Consider the following 20,999-nt stretch of genomic DNA (forward strand, 5'->3'; position numbering starts at 1 on the left):
TATCAAGCCCGCCCGGCACGTCCGGGCTTTTGGCGTTTGATGGATTTTGGGACATGACGGGATCGACACGATCGAGCAGTGGGCTCGATGACCGCCGCAAGCGGCTTTTGTTTCGCTGCTGGCATCGCGGCACCCGGGAGATGGACCTGATCCTCGGCCGCTTTGCCGATGCAGAGATCGCTGATCTCACCGATCAGGAGCTCGGCGAGCTCGAGCATTTGATCGAAGTGCCGGATCCCGACCTCTATGCCGCGCTGACCGGCGACAAGGTTTTGGCTGCCGAGCATCAGACCGCGCTGTTTGCCCGCATCAAGGCGTTCCGGGTCGCGGATCCCAGCGCATGAAGCAGCCGATGAAATCGCCGGCCGCGATGCTCGCGCCCGGCCGGGTGCTGACCATCGCCAACGTCGCGGAGGGCGCCGAAGGGCTGGTGATCTCCGATCTGGCGCGCGCCATCGCCGCGCAGCCGAAGCGGACTGCGGTCAGTCTCGCCGTGGTGTGCCGCGACGGCGCGCGGATGCAGCAGCTCGCCCGCGCGCTGGAGTTCTTCGCGCCCGATATCGCCGTGATGCAGGTTCCGGCTTGGGACTGCCAGCCCTATGACCGCGTCTCGCCGCATTCAGGCATCCTGGCGCAACGGCTCACCGCGCTGGCCAAGCTGTCGCGGCTGGCGGGTTCCGACAAGCCGCTGATCGTGCTGACCACGGTGAACGCGGCTGTGCAACGGGTGCCGGCGCGCGAGCAGGTCGCAGCGCAAGCGCTGTCGGTCGCGCCCGGCAACGTCGTGCCGATGGACTCGGTCGTGGCCTGGCTCGAGCACAATGGCTACACCCGCTCGTCCACGGTGCGCGAGCCCGGCGAATATGCCGTGCGCGGCGGCATCCTCGATCTGTTTCCGGCTGGCCTCGACCAGCCGGTACGGTTCGACTTCTTCGGCGACAGCCTCGAGTCGATCCGCACCTTCGATGCCGAGACCCAGCGCACGCACCTCGACATGCGCGGGCTCGACCTGGTGCCGGTCTCCGAATTCCAGCTTACCACTGAAACCATCCGCCGCTTCCGCATGGGATATGTCGCAGCGTTCGGCGCGCCGGGACGCGACGACCAGCTCTATGAAGCGGTCTCCGAGGGACGGCGCCATCCCGGCATGGAGCACTGGCTGCCGCTGTTCCAGGAGCGGATGGACACGCTGTTCGATTATCTCGACGGCGCCACGATCGCGATCGAGCCGCAGGGCGAGGACGCCGCGCGCGAACGCTTCTCGCAGATATCAGACTATTACGATGCGCGGCGCGAGGCGTTGGAGCATCCCGGCAGTGGCGCGATCTACAAGCCGTTGCCGCCGGACATGCTGTATCTGACCGAGGCCGAATGGACCAAGCTGCTCGGTGATGTGCCACTGGCGCGGCTGACGCCGTTCGCAGTCCCCGAAGGCACCGCAGATGTGTTCGACGCCGGCGCGCGGCAGGGGCGCAATTTCGCGCCGGAGCGCGCCGACAGCAACGTCAACGTATTCGAGGCCGTGGTCGGCCATATCGGCGCGCTGCAGTCGCAACGCAAGAAGGTCATCGTCGCGCTGTGGAGCGAAGGCTCGCGCGACCGCATGGGCGCGATGCTGCGCGACCACAAGCTGCTCAACACCACCAGCGTCAACACCTGGCGGATCGTGCAGGCGACGCCGCGCAACGAGACCATGCTGGCCGTGCTCGGCATGGAGTCCGGCTTCGAGACCAGCGAATTCGCCGTCATCAGCGAGCAGGATATCCTCGGCGACCGTCTGGTGCGGCCGCGCAAGGCGAGCCGCAAGCTCGACAATTTCATCTCGGAGGTGACGAGCCTTGCGACCGGCGATCTGGTTGTTCACGTCGAGCACGGCATCGGCCGCTTCGTCGGCCTGCAGACGCTGGAAGTGTCCGGCGCGCCGCACGACTGTCTCGAGCTGCATTATGCGGCCGAGACGAAACTGTTTCTGCCGGTCGAGAACATCGAGCTGCTGTCGCGCTATGGCTCGGACAGCGCCAATGTCGAGCTCGACCGTCTCGGCGGCGGCGGTTGGCAGGCCCGCAAGGCCAAGCTCAAGAACCGCATCCGTGAGATCGCCGGCGAATTGATCAAGATCGCGGCTGAGCGGCAGCTGCACGAGGCGCCGAAATTCCCGCTGCAGCGGCACGTCTATGACGAGTTCTGCGCGCGCTTCCCCTATGACGAGACCGAGGACCAGTTGGGGGCGATCAATTCGACCCTGAAGGACCTCGAGATCGGCCGCCCGATGGACCGGCTGATCTGCGGCGACGTCGGCTTCGGCAAAACCGAGGTGGCATTGCGCGCCGCGTTCGCCGTGGCGCTGGAAGGCCGGCAGGTCGCGGTCGTGGTGCCGACCACGCTGCTGGCGCGCCAGCATTCGCGCACCTTCACCGAGCGCTTCAAAGGCTTCCCGGTCAACGTCGCGCAGGCCTCGCGGCTGGTGTCGACCAAGGAGTTGAGCCAGACCAAGAAGGGGCTCGCCGACGGCAACGTCGACATCGTCGTCGGGACCCATGCGCTGCTCGGCAAGGCGATCAAGTTCAAGGACCTTGGCCTCCTGATCGTCGACGAGGAGCAGCATTTCGGCGTCAGCCACAAGGAGCGGCTGAAGCAGCTCCGCGCCCAGGTCCACGTGCTGACGCTGTCGGCGACCCCGATCCCGCGCACGCTGCAACTGGCGCTGACTGGCGTCCGCGAGCTCTCGATCATCGCATCGCCGCCGGTCGATCGCCTCGCGGTGCGCACCTTCGTCGCGCCGCACGATCCCCTGATGATCCGCGAGGCCCTGCTGCGCGAGCGCTATCGCGGCGGGCAGGCGTTCTATGTCGTGCCGCGGATCGAGGACCTCGCCGGCGTCAAGGATTTCCTCGACAAGAACGTGCCGGAGATGAAGGTCGCGGTCGCCCACGGCCAGATGCCGCCGACCGTGATCGAGGACATCATGTCCGCGTTCTACGACGGCAAATACGACATCCTGCTGTCGACCACGATCGTCGAGTCCGGTCTCGACATCCCGAACGCCAACACGCTGATCGTGCATCGCGCCGACATGTTCGGCCTTGCGCAGCTCTATCAGCTGCGCGGCCGCGTCGGCCGCTCCAAGCTGCGCGCCTATGCGCTGTTCACGCTGCCGGCGCAGCAGAAGATCACCGCGCAGGCGGAGCGGCGGCTCAAGGTGCTGCAATCGCTGGAGACGCTCGGCGCGGGCTTCCAGCTCGCCTCGCACGACCTCGACATCCGCGGCGCCGGCAATCTGCTCGGCGAGGAACAGTCCGGCCACATCAAGGAAGTCGGCTTCGAGCTGTACCAGTCGATGCTGGAGGAGGCGATCGTCAACCTCAAGGCCGGCGTCGCCGAGCCTGCTGCCGACCGCTGGTCGCCGCAGATCACGATCGGCATGCCGGTCCTGATCCCCGAAGACTACGTCAACGATCTCAGTGTGCGGCTGTCGCTCTATCGGCGGCTCGCCGATCTCGATACCGACGAGGATATCGACGCCTTCGCCGCCGAGATGCGCGACCGCTTCGGCGTGCTGCCGGATGAGGTGCGCTATCTGTTCAAGGTGGCCGCGATCAAGGCCTATTGCCGCCGCGCCAATGTCGGCAAGGTCGATGCCGGTCCGAAGGGCGCCGTGATCGCGTTCCGCGACAACAGCTTTGCGCATCCGGAGCGGCTGGTGACGTTCATCCGCCAGCACGGCCAGGCCGCCAAGGTGCGGCCGGACATGAAGGTGGTGTTCTTCCAGGAGTGGGATACGCCGGAAGAGCGGCTCGCCGGCACGACAGAGATTTTGCGCCAGCTCGCCAATCTCGCGGAAAGCAAGAAGGCGGCGTGAGACCTCGCTCGCGACGCTTGCCGGGTCGGCTCACGCTCTGACGCGGGTGTGCGCAGATCACACTTCGCTTGCTGGTCTTGTGGTGAGTGAACTGCACGATGCTGTGCGCGGTTCCGTGCACAGGCAGCGGTCATCTTCAAGCGCCTTTGGTTTCAACACAACGTCGTGTTGGATCAGGGTTTTGACTGGCAGGGGTGTTGCCGGTATGATTTGCATCTCAAGGTCGTTCGCAGTCGGTACCGAAAGCCGTAAGCAAGCACGATGCATCAACTCCGTTGCCGGTTGCTTTTCATCGGGCTTTGCCTTGCGTTGACCGTTTTGCCGATCGAGGCTTTCGCTGGTACGCGCCTGGCGCTGGTGCTCGGCAACAGCAAGTATCGGGCCGTTCCCGCCCTCGGCAATCCCGCCAATGATGCAGCCGATCTCGCGACGGCTTTGCGCGGCATGGGCTTCGACGTGATCGAAGCGCGTGACGGGACCCGCGACGCCATGGCTAACGCGGTACGCGATTTTTCCACGCGGCTGAGCGGTGCCGACGTCGCGCTGTTCTTCTACGCAGGTCACGGCCTGCAGATGAACGGTGAAAACTATCTGGTCCCAGTCGACGCGAAGATCGAAACGCCGGCGGATGTGCGCTTCAACACCGTGAACCTGACCGACATCCAGCAGGAGATGGAGGGGACGGGGCGGGCCAACATCATCATCCTCGACGCCTGCCGCAACAATCCCTTTCTGGAGAAGCTCGCGCGCGGTAGCCGCGCGGCGCCCAGTCGCGGGCTCGGCCGCGTCGACGCCAGCGGGCAGGGGTCGCTGATCGTCTATTCGACGCAGCCGAACAATGTTGCTCTCGACGGTGCCGGGCGAAATTCGCCATTCACATCAGCGCTCCTGAAACATATCGCGACACCCGGCATCGAAGTGCGGCAGATGCTGTCCAGGGTTCGCGGCGACGTGCTCGCGGCAACCGATCAGAAGCAGACGCCCTGGGACAGTTCCTCGCTGGTCGGCGACGTCTATCTGGCGGCTCCGCCGGCCCAGGTCGGCGGCGGCTCACCGCCCTCGACGTCGACGCAACCGACTAATGCGTCTCAAGCGGCAGCGGGCGGCGTGGAGCAGGTGGCCGCAGCTGCGCCGCAGGCGACGCCACCAGCTGCCGCAGATCGCGTCACATCCCCAACGCCGCAGGGTGGCGCCGGCGGCCCCGACAGCGAATGCGAGCGCGCGGCCGCGCCTGCGCCGCCGTTCGCCAGCCCTGATCAATTGAAGATCGAGAACACGCATGATTTTGCGGCCGCGGTCCCGATCTGCGAGGCGGCGGTGCGCGCCAATCCCGATCAGCCACGCTTCGAATTCCTGCTCGGCCTCGCCTACGGCGGAACGAAAAACTACCTGGCGGCGCAACGCTATCTGACCAAAGCTGCCGACGCCGGTTACGCACCGGCGCAAGGCAAGCTCGGGGTCTATTTTGCGACGGGGCGCGGGGTCGTCAAAGACATGCCGCGGGCGTTCGAGCTGTTCAGCAAGGCGGCCGCAGCGGGAGAGCCGGGCGCGATCAGCAATCTCGGCGCGATGTATTCCAACGGGAATTTCGTCAAGAAGGACGAGGCGAGAGCACTCGAGCTCTATCAGAAGGCAATCGAGGCGGGTAATCCTTTCGCCCTCGCCCAGACCGGCTTGATGTACTTTTACGGCAAGGGAACGCCGCGCGACTACGCTACGGCTGCGCAATATTTTCAGCAGGCGGCCGATCTCAACGACGGATTTTCTCTCAAATACCTTGCCGTCATGCAGGAGCGGGGATTGCTCGGCGCGCCCGATGCCGCCAAGGCCGCCGAGCTGCGGCGCAGGGCTGTCCAGGTCGATCCGGGGAGCCAGGGCCCAAACGTACCAAAGCAGCTGAATACGACCGGGCCGCGACGCTCGTCCAGCGGCCATCACGTCCGCAGAATCTACTACTACCGCTTCGTTGGCTGCAGATGGGCCTGGTGCTGAAAAGCGAAACGATCTTTCGCTTCGCGGATGCGTCGACCGCATCGTTGCCCGGACAAGCCCGGCCATGACGGCTCAGAAACATCTGTTCATCCTCAGAAACATTTCTTCGCGCAGGTGGATTCGACTCAGAGTGAACCGAAGATCCGAGGCGGGCGCGACGGTTCCACAATGTGAACAACGGGCGGGAAACGTTGAACTTTAGGCCAACTGGATCTTGACGACTTTTCGACGAATCGTAAGCTGATCGTGTTTTTAGTTCAGACCGGGTTTTATATTTTGGATGACGTAGCAACTTGAATCTGGTTCGCGTCTCGCCCGCATTTCAACTGCTCTCCAAAGCTCAGTGATCAAGAGCTCGCGCCAAGTGGATTGGCGAGGGCTTGCGGGCGTTTGATTCCGCTGTCGGCAGGCCATCGGCCAGGCTCGGCCGCGGGTCGAATTGTCGGACAGACTTATTGGATTTCGTTGAAGTCTTTTTTCGGGGGAGGGGTCTATGGGTGTGAACGTTGGCAGCGGTAGCAGCGTTTCTGTGTCCGATACGCAAAGCGGCAACACAGTCCAGGACGGCGGCACGCTCTACGTGCTGAATGGCGGGTACATCAGCAATACCCTCGATGTCGGCACCGTCGTTGTTTCCTCCGGCGGCACCGATGTCGGCGACACCGTATCCTACGATTCAAATGGTGCCGCGCAGTTGTATGTTCTCGGCACCGTCATCAGCGCCGTGATCGACGGCGGCAACGCGATCCTCGGCTTCAGTTATGTCCCTTCATACACGACCGGAGTTGGCACCGCGATCGACACCACGCCGGCGACACGGGTCAGCCAGCTGGCGCAGCCGCAGCACGCGTGAGGGCGCGAAGGATAGGCATGCGGAGCCGCCGAGATGAGGTGCCTTCGCCTGCCGGGCGATGCCCGGCAGCGATCGCAGCAACCGACAAGCGGCAAAGAGCTTGCTACGACGCCGCGCGCTCCGGTGCTGCGAACAGGCGTCCCAGCAGCGACTGAGCGGAATCACTGGGGAGTAGCGTTGCGACGCTGACGGCGGGCTCGGCCCTGACGTCGCGGCGGCCGTTCTGGGTGTGGCGCATCACGCTTGACAATCGCCGCGTGATCGCCTGCGCGTTGCGCAGGTCGGTGCCGGCGAACGCCACGACCAGCGAGCGGTCGTCATACACGGCGCCGAAATCGGCCTGGCGCATCAGCCGGCTGATGATCCGCGCGCCGTCGAATTGCGCGCGCGGTTGCGCGTTGTCGAAGGTGAAGCGGGCCACCGAGAGCGCGCCGCCGCGCTCGGCGGTGTGGTAGACGGCGGTCGCGAAGTCGCGTTCGAACGCGGCCTTGGTGAGCAGGCCGGTGCGGGGATCGATCAGGCCCTTGGCGTCGATCGCCTTGAGCATGCGGCCGAGCCGCGCTTCGAAGGCATGCTGCCGGATCATCGGCAATGCCATGTCGGCAACACGGGTCGGCCCGGCGGTGACGATCTCGAGGTTGGGCAACTCGTAGCGCGGCGTCAGGTCCCTGGATGCGACGATCACGGGCAACGGACGGAAGCGAACATCCTCGGTTAGCACCGTCAGGAACGCATCCATCACGCGCGGCGTGAATCCCTCCGCCAGCACGATGCCGTCGATGTCGCGATTGGAGAGATGCTTGGCGGCCGCCTCGATGCTCAGCGCGCCAACCACGCCGGCGCGTTCGCCGAGCGCGACCGACAGCGCCGGGTAGGCGCCGCCACGGCCGATCAGCAGCGCCGTGGCCTCTCCGACCGGATCGATATCGGACATTGCGATCGGCGCCGGAGGCACCAGGCGGCGCATCACGGTCGCGTGCAGCGCGCGAACCCGTAAGGACGCGTTGAGCCGGGCCACCAGGCGATCCGGCATGCCCTTGTGCTGGAAGAACGCGATCACGGTGTCGGGCAGGGTGGTCGCGGGATCGACCGCGATTAGCGGCAGATAGGGCGCGCGGGCAGCGGCGCGCTTGGCCAGGCCCGACAGGGTGATGAAGTCGACGCCCTCGGCGGCCGCGATGATCGCTGCCGGCTTGATCTGCTCGATGGCGCGCCCGACCTCGCTCCAGTCGGTGATGACGACCGGAAACAGCTTGGTCTCATCGAGGACCGCGGCAAACGGCGGCTTTGCCGACGCCGAGACGATGAGGACCGGACCTTGTTGAGACATTCGAACGCTCGAAACCAATGCTTAAGAACAGCAACGGCTGCGATGCTAGTTGGCATGGCTTAATGCGGCGTCAACACAATGCTAAGACTAACACAATGATAAGATTTTAAGGCGTTCCGGTGCCGTTACGGTCGCGAAATGCCTCGACCATCAATGGGTTAAGCCCAAGTTCTGTCAGGGCGTCGCGGGCCCGCGCATTGTCCTGCGCCCGTCCCGCGAGCCGGTGGCCGCTGAGGCGGTCCGGCAATGCCGTCAACAACGCGCCCTGGCCGAGCCGGCGCGACCATTCCTGCAACTCCTGGGCAAGGAAGCGGTAGCCGCCGACCGTCATGACCCCCGACGGCGGGGCCGTGACGTTGACGGCGCCGGTCACGCGGTCGAGCCGGGCGGCGTATTCAGTGTCGACGTAGTCGCGCGGCGGCGGCGCGATCAGGCTGTCGCCCGGAGGTGGCGGCGGCGCGTAGGCCGCGACCGGCACCATGGGGCCGCGCAGGCCGAGCGTGCCCTTCGGGGTCAGCAGGATCTCGCCGGCGATCGATGCGCCGGGGGCTTCGCGCGGCGCGCTGTGCGGGCCGGGCTTGATCGGGGCCGGCGATCCGTCCTCGGCAGTGCGGCGGGCGCCGAACAGCCCGGCCTCGCCGAACAGGTAGACGTCGGTCATGGTCACCCGCCGCGAGGTCCAGTGCGCACTGGAGGCAACCTGCTCCGGCGTCCGCCACAGGCCGATCACGTTGCGCAGGGTGGGCAGCCGCTCCGAGAGGCCTTGCTCGTCAAGCCGCAGTGCGAGCTGCGCCGGCGCGATCAACGTGTCGCAGGCGTGATCGTTGAACTGGGCTTCGAACGTCTCCTCGTCGAACGGGTGATGCATGACGAGCGTTCCGCCCGACAGCAACCAGGTCACCAGCGACGCGCAGATGCCGGCAAACGACATCGGCGCGAACGCCGACATGATGGTCGCGCCTTGCGGCAGGTCGCTCTCCAGCGACATCGCGAGCCCGCCGGCGATCAGGCCGAAATGCGCGCGCGGCACCGGACGGAAGCCGTCGCTGGTGACGTCGAAGGAGATCAGCGCCGGCTTGCGGCCGTCCTCGATCATGCGGCGTGTGGTCCGGGAGTCCTGCAGGATCGCCTCGTCGAGCGACGACATGCCTTCGGGCAGATCGGAGCCGAAGCCGCAGACGTGGCGGATCGAGAAGGCCTCCGCCGCGGCGTTCATGGCGATGTCGGCGTAGGAGACGCCGTCGATCTTGCTGCAAGTCACGATCGCCCGTGCCGCGGTGCGGTTGAGGACGGACGACAGCTCGGCCTGCCGCCACAGCAGCGGCATCGGCACCACCACGAGGCCGACCCGATGCGCGGCGAGCACCGTCAGGGCGAACTCGATCGTTGAGGGCAGCTGAACCGCGATCACCGTATTGGCCGGCAATCCGATCTCGACGAAATGGGCCGCGATCGCCGAGATCGCGCGATCGGCCTGCGCATAGGTCAGGCGCTTGCGGGTCTGACCGGTGATGCGCTGCTTGTTGAGCGGATCGACCAGCGCCAGCGCCTCCGGCTGCCGCGCCAGGGTGCGCTTGAACAGCGTATCGAGCGTGGGCGAGGTGATCGACTGGTTCACAGGTTCAACGTCGGTTGCATCGCTTCGATCGGACCAGGTCATGCCGCGTCGGTCCGCATCACCTGGAAAATTACTTGGCGGATCACTTGGCAGATCACTTTGATGGCGCGCCGGGCTTCTGCCACCAAGTCTCCGGCAGGTAGCCCGTCAACGCCGTGGTCGAAGGCCGTTCTATCCGATTCCACCGCGCGATCCATTGCTCTCCCAAGTTAAATAGGGGGATAGCGTAGAAGCCCGAGGTCAAGGCCCGGTCCAGCGCCCGCACCGCCGAGACGAAGGCCGGCCGCTCCCGCGCCGCCAGCAGCGCGGCAATCGTGGCGTCGATGGCCGGATCCTTGGCGCCCATGTAGTTGCGGGTGCCCGGCACGTCGGCCGCCTGGCTGCCCCAGTAGAACCACTGCTCGTTGCCCGGCGACAGCGACTGGTCCCAGCGAATGGGGATCATGTCATAGTCATAGGCGACCCGGCGCTGCTCGAACTGCACCGCGTCGACCACCCGCACCGCGGCGTCGATGCCGGCGCGCTTCAGGTCGCGCTGGTAGGCGAGGGCGATCCGCTCATGCTCGCGTGCCGTCACCAGGATCTCGATACGGAGCGGCGTCCCGGTCGCGCGCTGCTTCAGCACCGTGCCGTCGAGCGCGTAGCCCGCCTCGGACAGCAGCGCGAGCGCATCGCGGAGGATAGAGCGGTCGCGCCCCGATCCGTCGGTGACGGGGAGGTGATAGCGGCCCTCGAGGATGTCGGGCGGGATGTGCGCGAGGTACGGCTTCAACAGTTCGCGCTCGCGATCGTCGGTGGGGCGGCCATAGGCGGACAGTTCCGATCCGGCGAAATAGCCGCCCGCGCGCGAATAGAGTCCGAAATAATAGTTGCGGTTGATCCATTCGAAATCGAACAGCATCAGCAGGGCCTGCCGCACCCTGACGTCGGCAAATTTCGGCCGCCTGGTGTTGAACACCAGGAATTCAGACGGCTGCGGGGTGCCGATCTTGATGGCCTCGCGGATCACCTCACCGCTCTTCGCGGCGGGGAAATCATAGCCGTCGTGCCAGCGCAGCGGCTCGGGCTCGGTCCTGAAGTCATAGAGGCCGCGCTTGAACGCCTCGAACTGGCCATTGGCGTCGCGGTAGTAGTCGAGCCTGATCTCGTCGAAATTCCAGAGGCCGCGGTTCACCGGCAGGTCGCGTCCCCAATAGTCGGGATTGCGGGTGAAGGTCACGCTGGTGCCGGGCTTGACCGCCGTCACACGATACGGGCCGGAGCCGATCGGCGGCGCCAATGTGGTCTCCTCGAATCTGGCGACGTCGGTGGCGTGGCGCGGCAGGATCGGCATCAGGCCGAGGATCATCGGCAACTCGCGATCCGCGACGCCGCCGAAATCGAACCGCACCGTCAGTGGGTCGAGCACCTCGGTCTTTGCGACTTTCGAATAATACTGGTGATGCAGCGGACGGCCGTGATCGCGCAGCAATTCGAGCGAGAACACCACATCGTCGGCGGTGACCTCGTGCCCGTCGGAGAAGCGCGCCCGAGGATCGATATGGAATGTCACATAACTTCTGGCGTCGTCGGTCTCGACGCTGCGCGCGAGCAGGCCATAGAGCGTGAACGGCTCGTCATTGTTCCGCACCAGCAGGCTTTCGTAGACATAGCCGCGCTCATAGGCGTAGCCCCTCAGCTGCTGCACGGCGAGGCCTCGGACAATCAGGGGATTGAGGCTGTCGAAGGTGCCTTCCCGCGGGCTCAGGACCAGGCGGCCGCCCTTGGGAGCGTCGGGATTGGCATAGGGCAAATGGGTGAAATCGGCCGGCAGCGCGGGCGCGCCATGCATCGCGATCGCGTGGCTCTCGGCGGCAACCGCCGGGGCAGGTCCGCCCGCCAGCAGTGCCGGGACGAATACCAAAGCGAGCCAGATGGCGACCGATGCGGCGCGCCAACCGTGCCCGGGAACAGGTGCGTGAGGCGCCGGATTTGATTCGCGAAACGTCACGGCCGAGGTTTATCACAGGCCGCGGAAACTCGTCGTCACATAGGCGCAAATGCGCTTGTCGGCATTGATCTTTCCGCGCGCCGCTGTATTGAAGGCGTGCAATTCGAAGGCGGGAACGCCTGTCACGTATCCGCCTCAATTGACTAGGAGACAGCCGCCCAAACGGCTATGTGTCGGCGCCTGCAGCGGTTTCGGGCGCTGCCGTTCAGAAAGGGTTTTCCGCAATGAATTTCCGTATCTTGGCCGCCCCGGTCCGGCCGCATGGGCGAATTGTTGCCCTGATGGCGGCGACGGCATTCTCTGCAGCGCTCCTGGTTCCTGCCGCTCAGGCCCAGCAGCCGGCAGCGCCGGCGCCTGCGGCACCGAAGGCTGCGCCCAAGGCGGCACCCAAGGCAGCTCCGAAGGCTGCGCCGGCTCCGGCCCAGGCACCAGCCGCCCAAGCACCGGCCGCAGGTGCGCCGCCCGCTGCGGCCGCCCAGCAGCCGCCCCAGGATCAGCAGATCCAGCTCATCTACGCCCCCTGGACCAAGTTCTGCCTGAAGGGTCAGGAAGCCAACGCCAAGCAGGTCTGCTTCACCGGCAAGGACGGCCGCATCGAGTCGGGCCAGCCGGTCATCGCCGCCGTGATCATCGAGCCGGAAGGCGAGCCGAAGAAGATCCTGCGCGTCACGCTGCCGCTCGGCATGCAGCTCGTGCACGGCACCCGCATCATCGTCGACAACAACCCGCCGCAGCAGGCGCCCTATGTGATCTGCTTCCAGAACGGCTGCATGTCCGACTACGAAGCAACCCCCGAGCTGATCGCCAACATGAAGAAGGGCCAGAACCTCGTTGTTCAGGCGATCAATTCGAACGGCGCGCCGCTGACGCTGCCGCTGCCGCTCAACACCGAATTCGCCAAGGCCTTCGACGGCCCGCCGACCGATCCGAAGGTGTTCGAGGAAAACTCGAAGAAGCTGCAGGAAGAGTTGCAGAAGCGCGCCGAAGAGCAGCGCAAGAAGCTGGAAGGCGCGGGCGCTGCTGGTGCGACGCCGGCTCCGGCCAACCCGGCGGCCAAGTAAACTTTCGATCAAGCGTTCACGACATCGCGAGATCATCGCAAATCAAAAGGCGCCCGGAAGGGCGCCTTTTTTGTCATGCGATACGGACTGGCTGGTGGCAGCCTGCCGCGCTGGTGATCGTGCACATCGTGTGCGATGGTTTGCGGGGGCACATCGATCGCACCAAGTCGCATCGTCGTTTCCTTGTCCGGATAAAGTCCGGCGCCGAAGCACAATCATAAATCCGAACGGGGAGGCCAGACGAACGCGCGCAATGCGCGCTGTCGATGCGCACATGCGCGCGTGTTCTCCCGCGGACCCTGGCCGCCGTTCGCTGTCATGGAAGTCGCCGAATGTCGCAGCACGTCAACACGCAGCGGCGGGAACCGCTCTCCCGGCCCAACAACGCGGATTTGCAGCAGCCGGCCGGCGGCCCGTCGTCCGATGCGGGGGGGCGCGTCAACCAGGACAACGTCCCCGGCGCCTTTCGTCCGGGCATCGTCCATCTCGCGCTGGCGATGGGCGGCTTTGCGATCGGCATCGCCGAATTCGCGACCATGAGCCTGCTGCCGTTCTTCGCGCACGATCTACATGTCAGCGAGCCACAGGCCGGTCACGCGATCAGCGCCTACGCGCTCGGCGTCGTGGTCGGCGCGCCGGTCATCGCGGTGCTGTCGGCGCGCATGACGCGGCGAAATCTGCTGATCGCGCTGATGGGCTTCTTCGCGCTGATGAACGGCCTCTCGGGGCTCGCACCCGACTATCACACCATGCTGGCGCTGCGCTTCCTCGCCGGGCTGCCGCATGGCGCCTATTTCGGCATCGCCATGCTGGTCGCGGCCTCGCTGGTGCCGATCGATAAACGCACGGCGGCGGTCGGCCGCGTCCTGCTCGGCCTCACCATCGCGACGACGATCGGCGTGCCGCTCGCCAACGGGGTGGGGCAGGCGATCGGCTGGCGCTGGGCTTTTGCGATCGTTGCCGGCCTTGCGCTGCTCACCGCCATCCTGGTTCTGATCTTCGCGCCGCGGGACGTCGCCAACAGCAATGCGAGCCCGCTGCGTGAACTGTCGGCGCTCAGGCGCAAGCATGTCTGGCTCACGCTGGCGATCGGTGCGATCGGCTTCGGCGGGCTGTTCTCGGTCTACACCTATCTCGCATCGACCATGCTGGCGGTGACGCACGTCTCGCCGGCGCTGGTGCCGGTCACGCTATGCGTGTTCGGGGCCGGCCTCACCGCCGGTAACATCATCGTGCCGCGCTTTGCCGACCGCGCGCTGATGGCGACCGCGGGCGGGCTGTTGCTGTGGTCGGCGGCCACGCTGGCGCTGTATCCGCTGGCAGCGACGAATTTCTGGACGCTGAGCGCCGACGTGTTCCTGATCGGGCTCGGCGGCGCGCTTGCGACCGTGCTGCAGACCCGGCTGATGGATGTCGCGGGCGAGGCGCAGAGCCTGGCTGCAGCGCTCAACCATTCCGCCTTCAACGTCGCCAATGCGCTGGGGCCGTGGCTCGGCGGCATGGCGGTTGCGGCCGGCTATGGCTGGACGTCGACCGGGCTGGTCGGCGCCGGACTGGCGCTGGCGGGCTTCGTGGTCTGGGCGATTGCGGTGGTGTTGGCGAGGCGCGAGGGCGTGTGAGCGCCCGCGCCAAATGTCAGTTCAGCGACGGATTGCGCGGACGGTAGCCGCCCGACTTGTCCTTGATGAAGATCTCCGCGACCTGCGAGTGCCGGATCGGTTCGCCGGAATCATCGGGCAACAGGTTCTGCTCCGAGACATAGGCGACGTACTCGGTCTCCGAGTTTTCCGCGAGCAGGTGATAGAACGGCTGGTCCTTGTGCGGCCGCATGTCCTCGGGGATCGACAGCCACCATTCCTCGGTGTTGTTGAACTCCGGGTCGATATCAAAAATCACGCCCCGGAAGGAGAACACCCGGTGACGGACGATCTGCCCGATCTGAAACTTGGCGGTGCGCGCTTTGATCATGGTTCGTCGATAGACCAACATTGTGGCCGATGCTAGGGGCTAAGCTTCGAATTAACCCCCGGTTTACCGATTCCAGACCTGCAAAAACGCCCCGAAATCCGGCCGAGAAACTACTTTCAGAATGATCGATATCCTCAATCTGGCGTTGCCGTATTTCGGCTTGATCTTCATCGGTTATGCGTGCGGAAAAGCCAAGGGTTTGCCCGAAAGCGGGCTCGCCTGGATGAATTTCTTCCTGCTTTACGTTTCGTTGCCGGCGCTGCTGTTCGGGATCATGTCCAAGACGCCGTTTGCGGAGCTGAACAACCCGCCATTCCTGATCGTGACCACGCTCGGAACCGTGATCGCGTTCTTCCTGGCGATGGTCGCAGGCAAGCTGATGGGTTGCCTCTCGCTGCGCGAGGCGACGCTCGCGGGCCTGTCGGGTGCCTACGGCAACATCGGCTATATGGGCCCTGGCCTTGCGCTCGCCGTGCTTGGTGCCAAGGCGGCGGCGCCGACCGCGCTGATCTTCTGCTGCGACAGCATCTTCCTGTTCTCGATCGTGCCGCTCCTGATCGAGCTCACCGACCGCGATCATCCCTCGCTGCTGCACGCGCTCGGCGTGGTGCTGCGGCAAATCGTGCAGAACCCGCTGATCATGTCGGCGGTGTTCGGCGCGCTGGTCGCCGCGTTTCACATTCCGATTCCGGTCGCGCTCGACCGCACCATCCAGTTCCTGCAGAACGCCGCGGCGCCCATGGCGCTGTTCGCGCTCGGCGTCACCGTGGCGCTGCGGCCGTTCGAGCGGGTACCGTGGGAGGTGCCGGGCGTGGTTGCGATCAAGCTCCTGATCCATCCGCTGCTGGCATTCGGGCTGATGCTGCTGTTCGGCCCATTCGCGCAGCCCTGGGCGGCGACCGCGGTGCTGATGGCCTCGCTGCCGCCGGCGCTCAACGTGTTCGTGATCGCGCGGCAGAACGACACCTGGATCGAGCCGGCGTCGGTCGCGGTGCTGATCGGCACCTTCGCCTCGGTGGTCACGCTGACCAGCGTGATGTGGTTCATCCAGAGCGGACGGCTGGTGTTTCCGTAACGAACGCCGTTCTCACCGCCGCCATGACGGCGCGAGGCCCTCGCGCATCGCGAGCCGCCGCAGCGGGCCGAAGGCGCCGAGCAAATGCAGGCCGGCGGCGCGCGCGGTCTGCACGCCGAGGAAATCGCTCAGCAGCGAGCGGTTGGCGATGTCGATCGCCCAGGTCCGGCTGGCCACGTCGGGGCGCCGCGCCGCCTGGTAGCGCGCCAGCACGCTTGGCGCGCCGGGATCCTCGCCGCGGCCGATTGCCTGGCCCGTGATCTCAGCGATATCAGCGGCATCACGCAGCCCCATGTTGAGGCCCTGCGCGCCGATCGGCGGCAGCACATGGGCGGATTCCCCGACCAGCGCGATGCGGTCCCTGGCGAACTGCCGGGGCCGCTCGATCGCGAGCGGAAACACGTGTCGTCCGGGCTGCACCTCGACGCGGCCGAGAATCGAATGCGACTGGCGCTCCGCCGCGCCGGACAATTCCTCGTCGCTGAGCGCCTTGAGCCGCTCGGCCTCCTTGGGCGCCGAGACCCAAACCACGCTGCTGCGGTTGCCGCTGAGCGGCACGAACACGCAGGGGCCGTGCTCGGTATGAAACTCGGTCGAGATGTTCTGGTGCGGCCGGCTGTGGGTGATGTTGAAGGTGAGGGCGGACTGCCCGAGCGCGCGGCTCGTCACCTCGATGCCGGCAGCCTCGCGGGACAATGAATTGCGGCCGTCGGCGCCGACCACGAGCCGCGCCGTGAGTGACTGCCCCTGCCGCGTCACCACGGTGACCCCCGCATCATCCGGCTGCACCGACGCGGCCTCGTCGTCGAATCGCGTCAGCGCGGCCATCTCGCCGGCGCGGTCCTCGAGTGCTGCGACCAGCGCGCGATTGTCGATATTGAAGCCGAACTGCTCGCGGCCGATCTCGTCGGAATTGAACCGCACCTCCGGCGCGCGGATCAGGCGGCCGGTGTCGTCGACGAGGCGCATGGTCTTGAGCGCGGCGGCCTTGTCGCTGCAACGCCGCCAGACGTCGAGCCGTTCCAGGATGTCGGTCGAGGCGCCGAGCAGCGCGGTGGTGCGGTTGTCGGCATAGGGCACGCGGCGCGCCAGGAGGGCGGTCCGGGCGCCGGCATCGGCGAGGGCAATCGCGGCCGTCAATCCGGCCGGACCGCCGCCTATTACGATAACGTCATAATCCTGCGAGCTGTCGGTCATATCAGGACATTTGACATGCTTGGCCCGATTTTCAAGCCATCGGTAACCACCAAGAGTTTCCAACGCTTTGCGCGGCGGAACGCCGCAAGACTGCATATGCAAAGGTGGCCGATTCCTGATAGCACTTCGACCGATGGAGCACTCGAGCCAGCCGGATGCGTTGCCAGAACGGATGCGGACCGCCGCATTCTCCGTTCATATTTTCACGGCGCTCGGCGCCGGGGTCGCGCTGCTGGCGATGCTGGAAGCCGTGCGCGAGCACTGGGCCAACATGTTCGCCTGGCTCGGGGTCGCGCTGATCATCGACGGGATCGACGGCCCGCTGGCGCGCCGGCTCGACGTGGTGCGGCTGCAGCCGAACTGGTCGGGCGAGGTGCTCGACCTGGTGGTTGATTTCGTCACCTATGTGTTCGTGCCGGCCTATGCGATCACCGCGAGCGGCATGCTGCTGCCGCTGGCCGCGCCGATCCTCGGCATCGGCATCGTGGTTTCCAGCGCGCTGTACTTCGCCGACCGCCGCATGAAGGCCGACGACAACCATTTCCGCGGCTTCCCGGCGCTGTGGAATGCGGCGGCGTTCTATCTGTTCCTGCTGCACCTGCCGCCGGTGCTGTCGACGATCGTGGTCGCGCTGCTGATCGTGCTGACCTTCGCGCCGTTCCACGTGCTGCACCCGTTGCGGGTGGTGCGGCTGCGCTGGCTGACGCTGTGGCTGCTCGGCGCCTGGGCGCTGCTCGGCGCATACACGCTCGCCAACGATTTCGTGGTCGGCGCCCCGATCACCTTCGGTCTCTGCGCCATCGCCGTCTACATCGTCGGCAGCGACACCGTGATCCGCAGGATGAAAGCCTTCAGAGCATGATGCAATTGATCACCAGCCCGGAAGCCTGGGCTGCGCTGTTGACCCTGACTGCGCTCGAGATCGTGCTCGGCATCGACAACGTGATCTTCCTCTCGGTGATCGTGTCGCGGATTCCACCGGCGCAGGCCAAACGCGCGCGGCAGATCGGCCTGCTGCTGGCGCTGGTGTTCCGCATCCTCTTGCTGTCGATCCTGGTCTGGCTGATCGGGCTGACGCAGCCGGTGATCACCATCAGGAACGTCGCGCTGTCCTGGCGCGACATCATCCTGATCGGCGGCGGCCTGTTCCTGATCGCCAAGGCAACCCACGAGATTCATGGCGAGGTCGAAGCGCGCGAGGCGGAGACCGACGACAAGCCGAGCGCCAGTGCGTTCTTCTGGGTGATCGTGCAGATCATCGTCATCGACCTGGTGTTCTCGCTGGACTCGATCATCACCGCGATCGGCATGGCGCAGGACATCGAGATCATGATCGCGGCGGTCGTGATCGCCTGCGCGATCATGTACCTCTCGTCCGGACCGGTGGCGCGTTTCGTTGCCGAGCATCCGACCACCAAGATGCTGGCGCTGGCCTTCCTGGTGCTGATCGGCGTGGCGCTGGTGGCCGACGGCTTCAAATTCCACATCCCGCGCGGCTACATCTATTTCGCGATCGCGTTCTCGGCGGCGGTCGAGGCGTTCAACGTCATGGCCAAGCGCAACCGCAAGAAGGTCGCAAGCTAGGCCGGTTCCGGCCTGCTTGGTTGACAATGCGGGCCCGATGGCATTCGCTCGCTTGACGCGAGTTTTCTGAGGGGAGCGACGACATGACCAAGGCTGTGCGCGTGCACAAGGTTGGGGGCCCGGAAGTCCTGACCTATGAGGACGTCGAGGTCGGTCCGCCGGGGAACGGCGAGGTTCGCATCCGCCAGCATGCGGTCGGGCTGAACTTCATCGACGTCTATTTCCGCACCGGCCTCTACAAGGCGCCCGGCCTGCCGTTCATCGCCGGCAACGAGGCCGCGGGCGAGGTCCTGGCCGTCGGTCCCGGGGTGACCAATTTCCATCCCGGCGATCGCGTCGCCTATTACTACAACCTCGGCGGCTACGCCTCCGAGCGCGTCATCCCGGCCGACAAGCTCGTCAAGCTGCCCGACCACATCACCTATGAGCAGGGCGCGGTGCTGATGCTCAAGGGGCTCACGGTCTGGTACCTCCTGCACAAGACCTTCAAGGTCGAGCAGGGCCATCGCGTGCTGATCCACGCCGCGGCCGGCGGCATCGGGCTGCTCGCCTGCCAGTGGGCGCGGGCGCTCGGCGCGCATGTCATCGGCACCGTCGGCTCGAAGGCGAAGGCCGATCTCGCGCTCGCCAATGGCTGCGACCACGTCATCCTCTACAACGAGGAAAACTTCGTCGAACGCGTCAAGCAGATCAGCCGCGGCGAGCTCTGCGACGTCGTCTATGACGGCGTCGGCAAGACCACGTTCCCCGGATCATTGTCCTGCCTGCGGCCACGCGGCCTTTTCGTCTCGTTCGGCAACGCGTCGGGACCGGTGCCGCCGTTCCCGCTCGCAGAGCTCAACAACCACGGCTCGCTGTTCGCGACGCGGCCCAAGCTCAACGACTATGTCGGCACCCGCAAGGAATTGCTCGAAGGCGCCGACACGCTGTTCGCCGCCGTGATCAACGGCAAGCTGCACGTCCCGATCAACCACGCCTATGCGCTGAAGGATGCGGCGAAGGCACACGTCGACCTGGAGAGCCGGGCGACCACCGGTGCTGCGATTCTCAGGCCGTAGTTCCGGCCGTCATTGCGAGGAGCGAAGCGACGAAGCAATCCATCTTTCCTCGAGCGGGGACATGGATTGCTTCGCGGAGCCTGTCATTCGGCGGCGCTTTGCGCCGACCGGGTGGCTCGCAATGACGAGCGTGGTGACTGCTACGCCACCCGCCTTGCTGCACCGACTTTCGTCAGCACCGTATCCAGGCAATCAATCATCGAGGAGATCTCCTCCCGCGTGACATTGAGCGCAGGCATGAAGCGCAGCGTGTCCGGCTGCGGCGAGTTGACCAGCACGCCGGCCGCGAATGCCTCGGCGACGACGGCGGCGCCGATCGGCATCTTGAGATCGAGCGCGAGCAGGAGGCCGCGGCCTCTGATCTCGCCGAGCCCGTGCCGCGCCGCCAGCCGCTGCAATTCACGCTCGAGCAGCAGCCCGGTGTCGGTGACCGATTTCAGGAAATCGGGCTGGCTGATGTGATCGAGCACGACAAGCCCGGCGGCGCACATCAGCGGATTGCCGTTGAAGGTGCCGCCCTGATCGCCGTGATCGAAGCAGGACGCATGCTCTGTCGCGAGCAGCGCTGCGAGCGGCACGCCGCCGCCGATGCCCTTGCCGAGCGTCATGATGTCGGGCTCGATCCCGGCATGCTCATAGCCGAACAATTTTCCAGTCCGGCCCATGCCGGTCTGGATCTCGTCGACAATCAGCAGCAGGCCGCGCTGCTGGGTCAGCGCCCGCAACTCTCGGAGGAATGCGTCGGTCGCCGGCCAGACGCCGGCTTCGCCCTGGATCGGCTCCAGCATGACCGCGACCGTCGACGAGTTGATCAACTGCCGCACCGACTCGATGTCGTTCAGCCTGGCCTTTCTGAAGCCCGACACCTTCGGCTCGAACAGCGGCTCGAACGCCTTCTTGCCCGAGGCCGACATGGTCGCGAGCGTCCGGCCGTGGAAGCCGCCTTCGAAGGTGATGATCTCGTGTGCGCCATTCTTGTACTTGGCACCGAATTTCCGCGCCAGCTTGATCGCGCCTTCATTGGCCTCCGCGCCCGAATTGGCGAAGAACACCTGATCGAAGCAGCTGTTGTCGACCAGGAGCTTTGCCAGCTTCAGGCTCTGCTCGTTGTAGAAGGCCGGGCTCGGGGTCAGCAGCCGTCTGGCCTGTGCGGCCAGCGCGTCGGCCACGATGACCGGCGAGTGGCCGAGGGGATTGACGGCCCAGCCCTGGACGAAATCGAGATAGCGGTTGCGATTGGCGTCCCAGAGATACGAGCCTGCGCCGCGCACGAACACGACTTCGGGGCGGGCGGTGATGTCCATCAACGCGTCGAACGGATGGGCGGCGTTGGTCATATCGATCTCCTCTGGGGTCGGTGTGGGGATTGGGGGACGGGCCGAAAACAAGAAGGCCGCGCTTTGCGGGCGCGGCC

At 65.7% G+C, this 20,999-nt stretch carries 16 protein-coding genes; 10 read left to right on the forward strand and 6 right to left on the reverse strand.

Annotated features, from left to right (window positions below):
• The first annotated feature begins 53 nt into the window (after positions 1 to 53).
• From AKN84_RS27340 to AKN84_RS27355, 4 genes are all read left to right on the forward strand, one after another.
• A complete protein-coding gene (locus AKN84_RS27340; protein ID WP_050423658.1) occupies positions 54 to 344 on the forward strand; it encodes an FAD assembly factor SdhE in 291 nt (96 codons plus the stop codon).
• The gene (mfd, locus tag AKN84_RS27345; protein WP_050423659.1) at positions 341 to 3,859 is read left to right on the forward strand and encodes a transcription-repair coupling factor; all 3,519 of its coding nucleotides are present in this window, start codon (positions 341 to 343) and stop codon (positions 3,857 to 3,859) included. Before AKN84_RS27340 ends, mfd begins: the two co-directional genes overlap by 4 nt.
• Before the next feature lie 309 nt (positions 3,860 to 4,168).
• Positions 4,169 to 5,851, forward strand: coding sequence for a caspase family protein (locus AKN84_RS27350; protein ID WP_162240908.1), 1,683 nt, complete (start codon positions 4,169 to 4,171; stop codon positions 5,849 to 5,851).
• Positions 5,852 to 6,344: 493 nt separating this feature from the next.
• Entirely contained in the window at positions 6,345 to 6,704 is a 360-nt protein-coding gene (locus tag AKN84_RS27355) for a hypothetical protein (protein ID WP_050423661.1), read from the forward strand.
• Between the two features lie 103 nt (positions 6,705 to 6,807).
• On the opposite strand, the gene AKN84_RS27360 is transcribed toward AKN84_RS27355, so the two are convergent.
• The 3 genes from AKN84_RS27360 to AKN84_RS27370 all read right to left on the reverse strand — a co-directional run bounded on the left by AKN84_RS27360 (position 6,808) and on the right by AKN84_RS27370 (position 11,483).
• Positions 6,808 to 8,034: a hypothetical protein gene (locus tag AKN84_RS27360; RefSeq protein ID WP_050423662.1), complete on the reverse strand. Its 1,227-nt coding sequence runs from the start codon at positions 8,032 to 8,034 to the stop codon at positions 6,808 to 6,810.
• A gap of 106 nt (positions 8,035 to 8,140) precedes the next feature.
• Positions 8,141 to 9,694: an AMP-binding protein gene (locus AKN84_RS27365; protein ID WP_128971208.1), complete on the reverse strand. Its 1,554-nt coding sequence runs from the start codon at positions 9,692 to 9,694 to the stop codon at positions 8,141 to 8,143.
• Between the two features lie 52 nt (positions 9,695 to 9,746).
• Positions 9,747 to 11,483: an extracellular solute-binding protein gene (locus AKN84_RS27370; protein ID WP_162240910.1), complete on the reverse strand. Its 1,737-nt coding sequence runs from the start codon at positions 11,481 to 11,483 to the stop codon at positions 9,747 to 9,749.
• 383 nt (positions 11,484 to 11,866) lie between these two features.
• On the opposite strand from AKN84_RS27370, the gene AKN84_RS27375 reads away from it, so the two are divergent.
• Both AKN84_RS27375 and AKN84_RS27380 read left to right on the forward strand, forming a co-directional pair.
• Entirely contained in the window at positions 11,867 to 12,703 is an 837-nt protein-coding gene (locus AKN84_RS27375) for an invasion associated locus B family protein (protein WP_050423663.1), read from the forward strand.
• Positions 12,704 to 13,035: 332 nt separating this feature from the next.
• A complete protein-coding gene (locus AKN84_RS27380) occupies positions 13,036 to 14,322 on the forward strand; it encodes an MFS transporter (protein ID WP_202814706.1) in 1,287 nt (428 codons plus the stop codon).
• Positions 14,323 to 14,338: 16 nt separating this feature from the next.
• On the opposite strand, the gene hspQ is transcribed toward AKN84_RS27380, so the two are convergent.
• Positions 14,339 to 14,671 (reverse strand): heat shock protein HspQ, encoded by a 333-nt coding sequence (gene hspQ / locus AKN84_RS27385; protein ID WP_050406639.1) that lies wholly within the window; start codon positions 14,669 to 14,671, stop codon positions 14,339 to 14,341.
• 121 nt (positions 14,672 to 14,792) lie between these two features.
• Here hspQ and AKN84_RS27390 point away from each other — a divergent pair, with 121 nt between their 5' ends.
• Positions 14,793 to 15,746 carry an AEC family transporter gene (locus tag AKN84_RS27390; RefSeq protein WP_050423664.1) on the forward strand — a complete coding sequence of 318 codons (954 nt, stop codon included), beginning with the start codon at positions 14,793 to 14,795 and terminating at the stop codon, positions 15,744 to 15,746.
• Between the two features lie 12 nt (positions 15,747 to 15,758).
• Here AKN84_RS27390 and AKN84_RS27395 read toward each other — a convergent pair whose 3' ends face one another.
• Positions 15,759 to 16,943, reverse strand: coding sequence for a UbiH/UbiF family hydroxylase (locus AKN84_RS27395; RefSeq protein WP_050423665.1), 1,185 nt, complete (start codon positions 16,941 to 16,943; stop codon positions 15,759 to 15,761).
• Positions 16,944 to 17,076: 133 nt separating this feature from the next.
• On the opposite strand from AKN84_RS27395, the gene pcsA reads away from it, so the two are divergent.
• The 3 genes from pcsA to AKN84_RS27410 all read left to right on the forward strand — a co-directional run bounded on the left by pcsA (position 17,077) and on the right by AKN84_RS27410 (position 19,585).
• Positions 17,077 to 17,805, forward strand: a complete 729-nt coding sequence (gene pcsA, locus AKN84_RS27400) for a phosphatidylcholine synthase (RefSeq protein WP_050423666.1) — start codon at positions 17,077 to 17,079, stop codon at positions 17,803 to 17,805.
• Positions 17,802 to 18,527, forward strand: a complete 726-nt coding sequence (locus tag AKN84_RS27405) for a TerC family protein (protein ID WP_050423667.1) — start codon at positions 17,802 to 17,804, stop codon at positions 18,525 to 18,527. The genes pcsA and AKN84_RS27405 overlap by 4 nt, the downstream gene beginning before the upstream one ends.
• A gap of 83 nt (positions 18,528 to 18,610) precedes the next feature.
• Entirely contained in the window at positions 18,611 to 19,585 is a 975-nt protein-coding gene (locus AKN84_RS27410) for a quinone oxidoreductase family protein (RefSeq protein WP_050423668.1), read from the forward strand.
• A 140-nt stretch (positions 19,586 to 19,725) separates the two neighbouring features.
• Here AKN84_RS27410 and AKN84_RS27415 read toward each other — a convergent pair whose 3' ends face one another.
• Entirely contained in the window at positions 19,726 to 20,922 is a 1,197-nt protein-coding gene (locus tag AKN84_RS27415; protein WP_050423669.1) for an acetylornithine transaminase, read from the reverse strand.
• Positions 20,923 to 20,999: the final 77 nt, after the last annotated feature.

Origin of the sequence: Bradyrhizobium tropiciagri (genome assembly GCF_001189845.1) — a bacterium.
Classification (GTDB): Bacteria; Pseudomonadota; Alphaproteobacteria; order Rhizobiales; family Xanthobacteraceae; genus Bradyrhizobium; species Bradyrhizobium tropiciagri.

Coding starts and splice junctions, on each gene's coding strand:
- AKN84_RS27375 (WP_050423663.1), top strand. CDS start 11,867: ATGAATTTCCGTATCTTGGCCGCCCCGGTCCGGCCGCATGGGCGAATT.
- AKN84_RS27410 (WP_050423668.1), top strand. CDS start 18,611: ATGACCAAGGCTGTGCGCGTGCACAAGGTTGGGGGCCCGGAAGTCCTG.
- AKN84_RS27360 (WP_050423662.1), bottom strand. CDS start 8,034: ATGTCTCAACAAGGTCCGGTCCTCATCGTCTCGGCGTCGGCAAAGCCG.
- AKN84_RS27395 (WP_050423665.1), bottom strand. CDS start 16,943: ATGACCGACAGCTCGCAGGATTATGACGTTATCGTAATAGGCGGCGGT.
- AKN84_RS27415 (WP_050423669.1), bottom strand. CDS start 20,922: ATGACCAACGCCGCCCATCCGTTCGACGCGTTGATGGACATCACCGCC.
- AKN84_RS27390 (WP_050423664.1), top strand. CDS start 14,793: ATGATCGATATCCTCAATCTGGCGTTGCCGTATTTCGGCTTGATCTTC.
- AKN84_RS27355 (WP_050423661.1), top strand. CDS start 6,345: ATGGGTGTGAACGTTGGCAGCGGTAGCAGCGTTTCTGTGTCCGATACG.
- mfd (WP_050423659.1), top strand. CDS start 341: ATGAAGCAGCCGATGAAATCGCCGGCCGCGATGCTCGCGCCCGGCCGG.
- AKN84_RS27370 (WP_162240910.1), bottom strand. CDS start 11,483: ATGCATGGCGCGCCCGCGCTGCCGGCCGATTTCACCCATTTGCCCTAT.
- AKN84_RS27405 (WP_050423667.1), top strand. CDS start 17,802: ATGATGCAATTGATCACCAGCCCGGAAGCCTGGGCTGCGCTGTTGACC.
- AKN84_RS27380 (WP_202814706.1), top strand. CDS start 13,036: ATGTCGCAGCACGTCAACACGCAGCGGCGGGAACCGCTCTCCCGGCCC.
- AKN84_RS27340 (WP_050423658.1), top strand. CDS start 54: ATGACGGGATCGACACGATCGAGCAGTGGGCTCGATGACCGCCGCAAG.
- hspQ (WP_050406639.1), bottom strand. CDS start 14,671: ATGATCAAAGCGCGCACCGCCAAGTTTCAGATCGGGCAGATCGTCCGT.
- pcsA (WP_050423666.1), top strand. CDS start 17,077: ATGGAGCACTCGAGCCAGCCGGATGCGTTGCCAGAACGGATGCGGACC.
- AKN84_RS27365 (WP_128971208.1), bottom strand. CDS start 9,694: ATGACCTGGTCCGATCGAAGCGATGCAACCGACGTTGAACCTGTGAAC.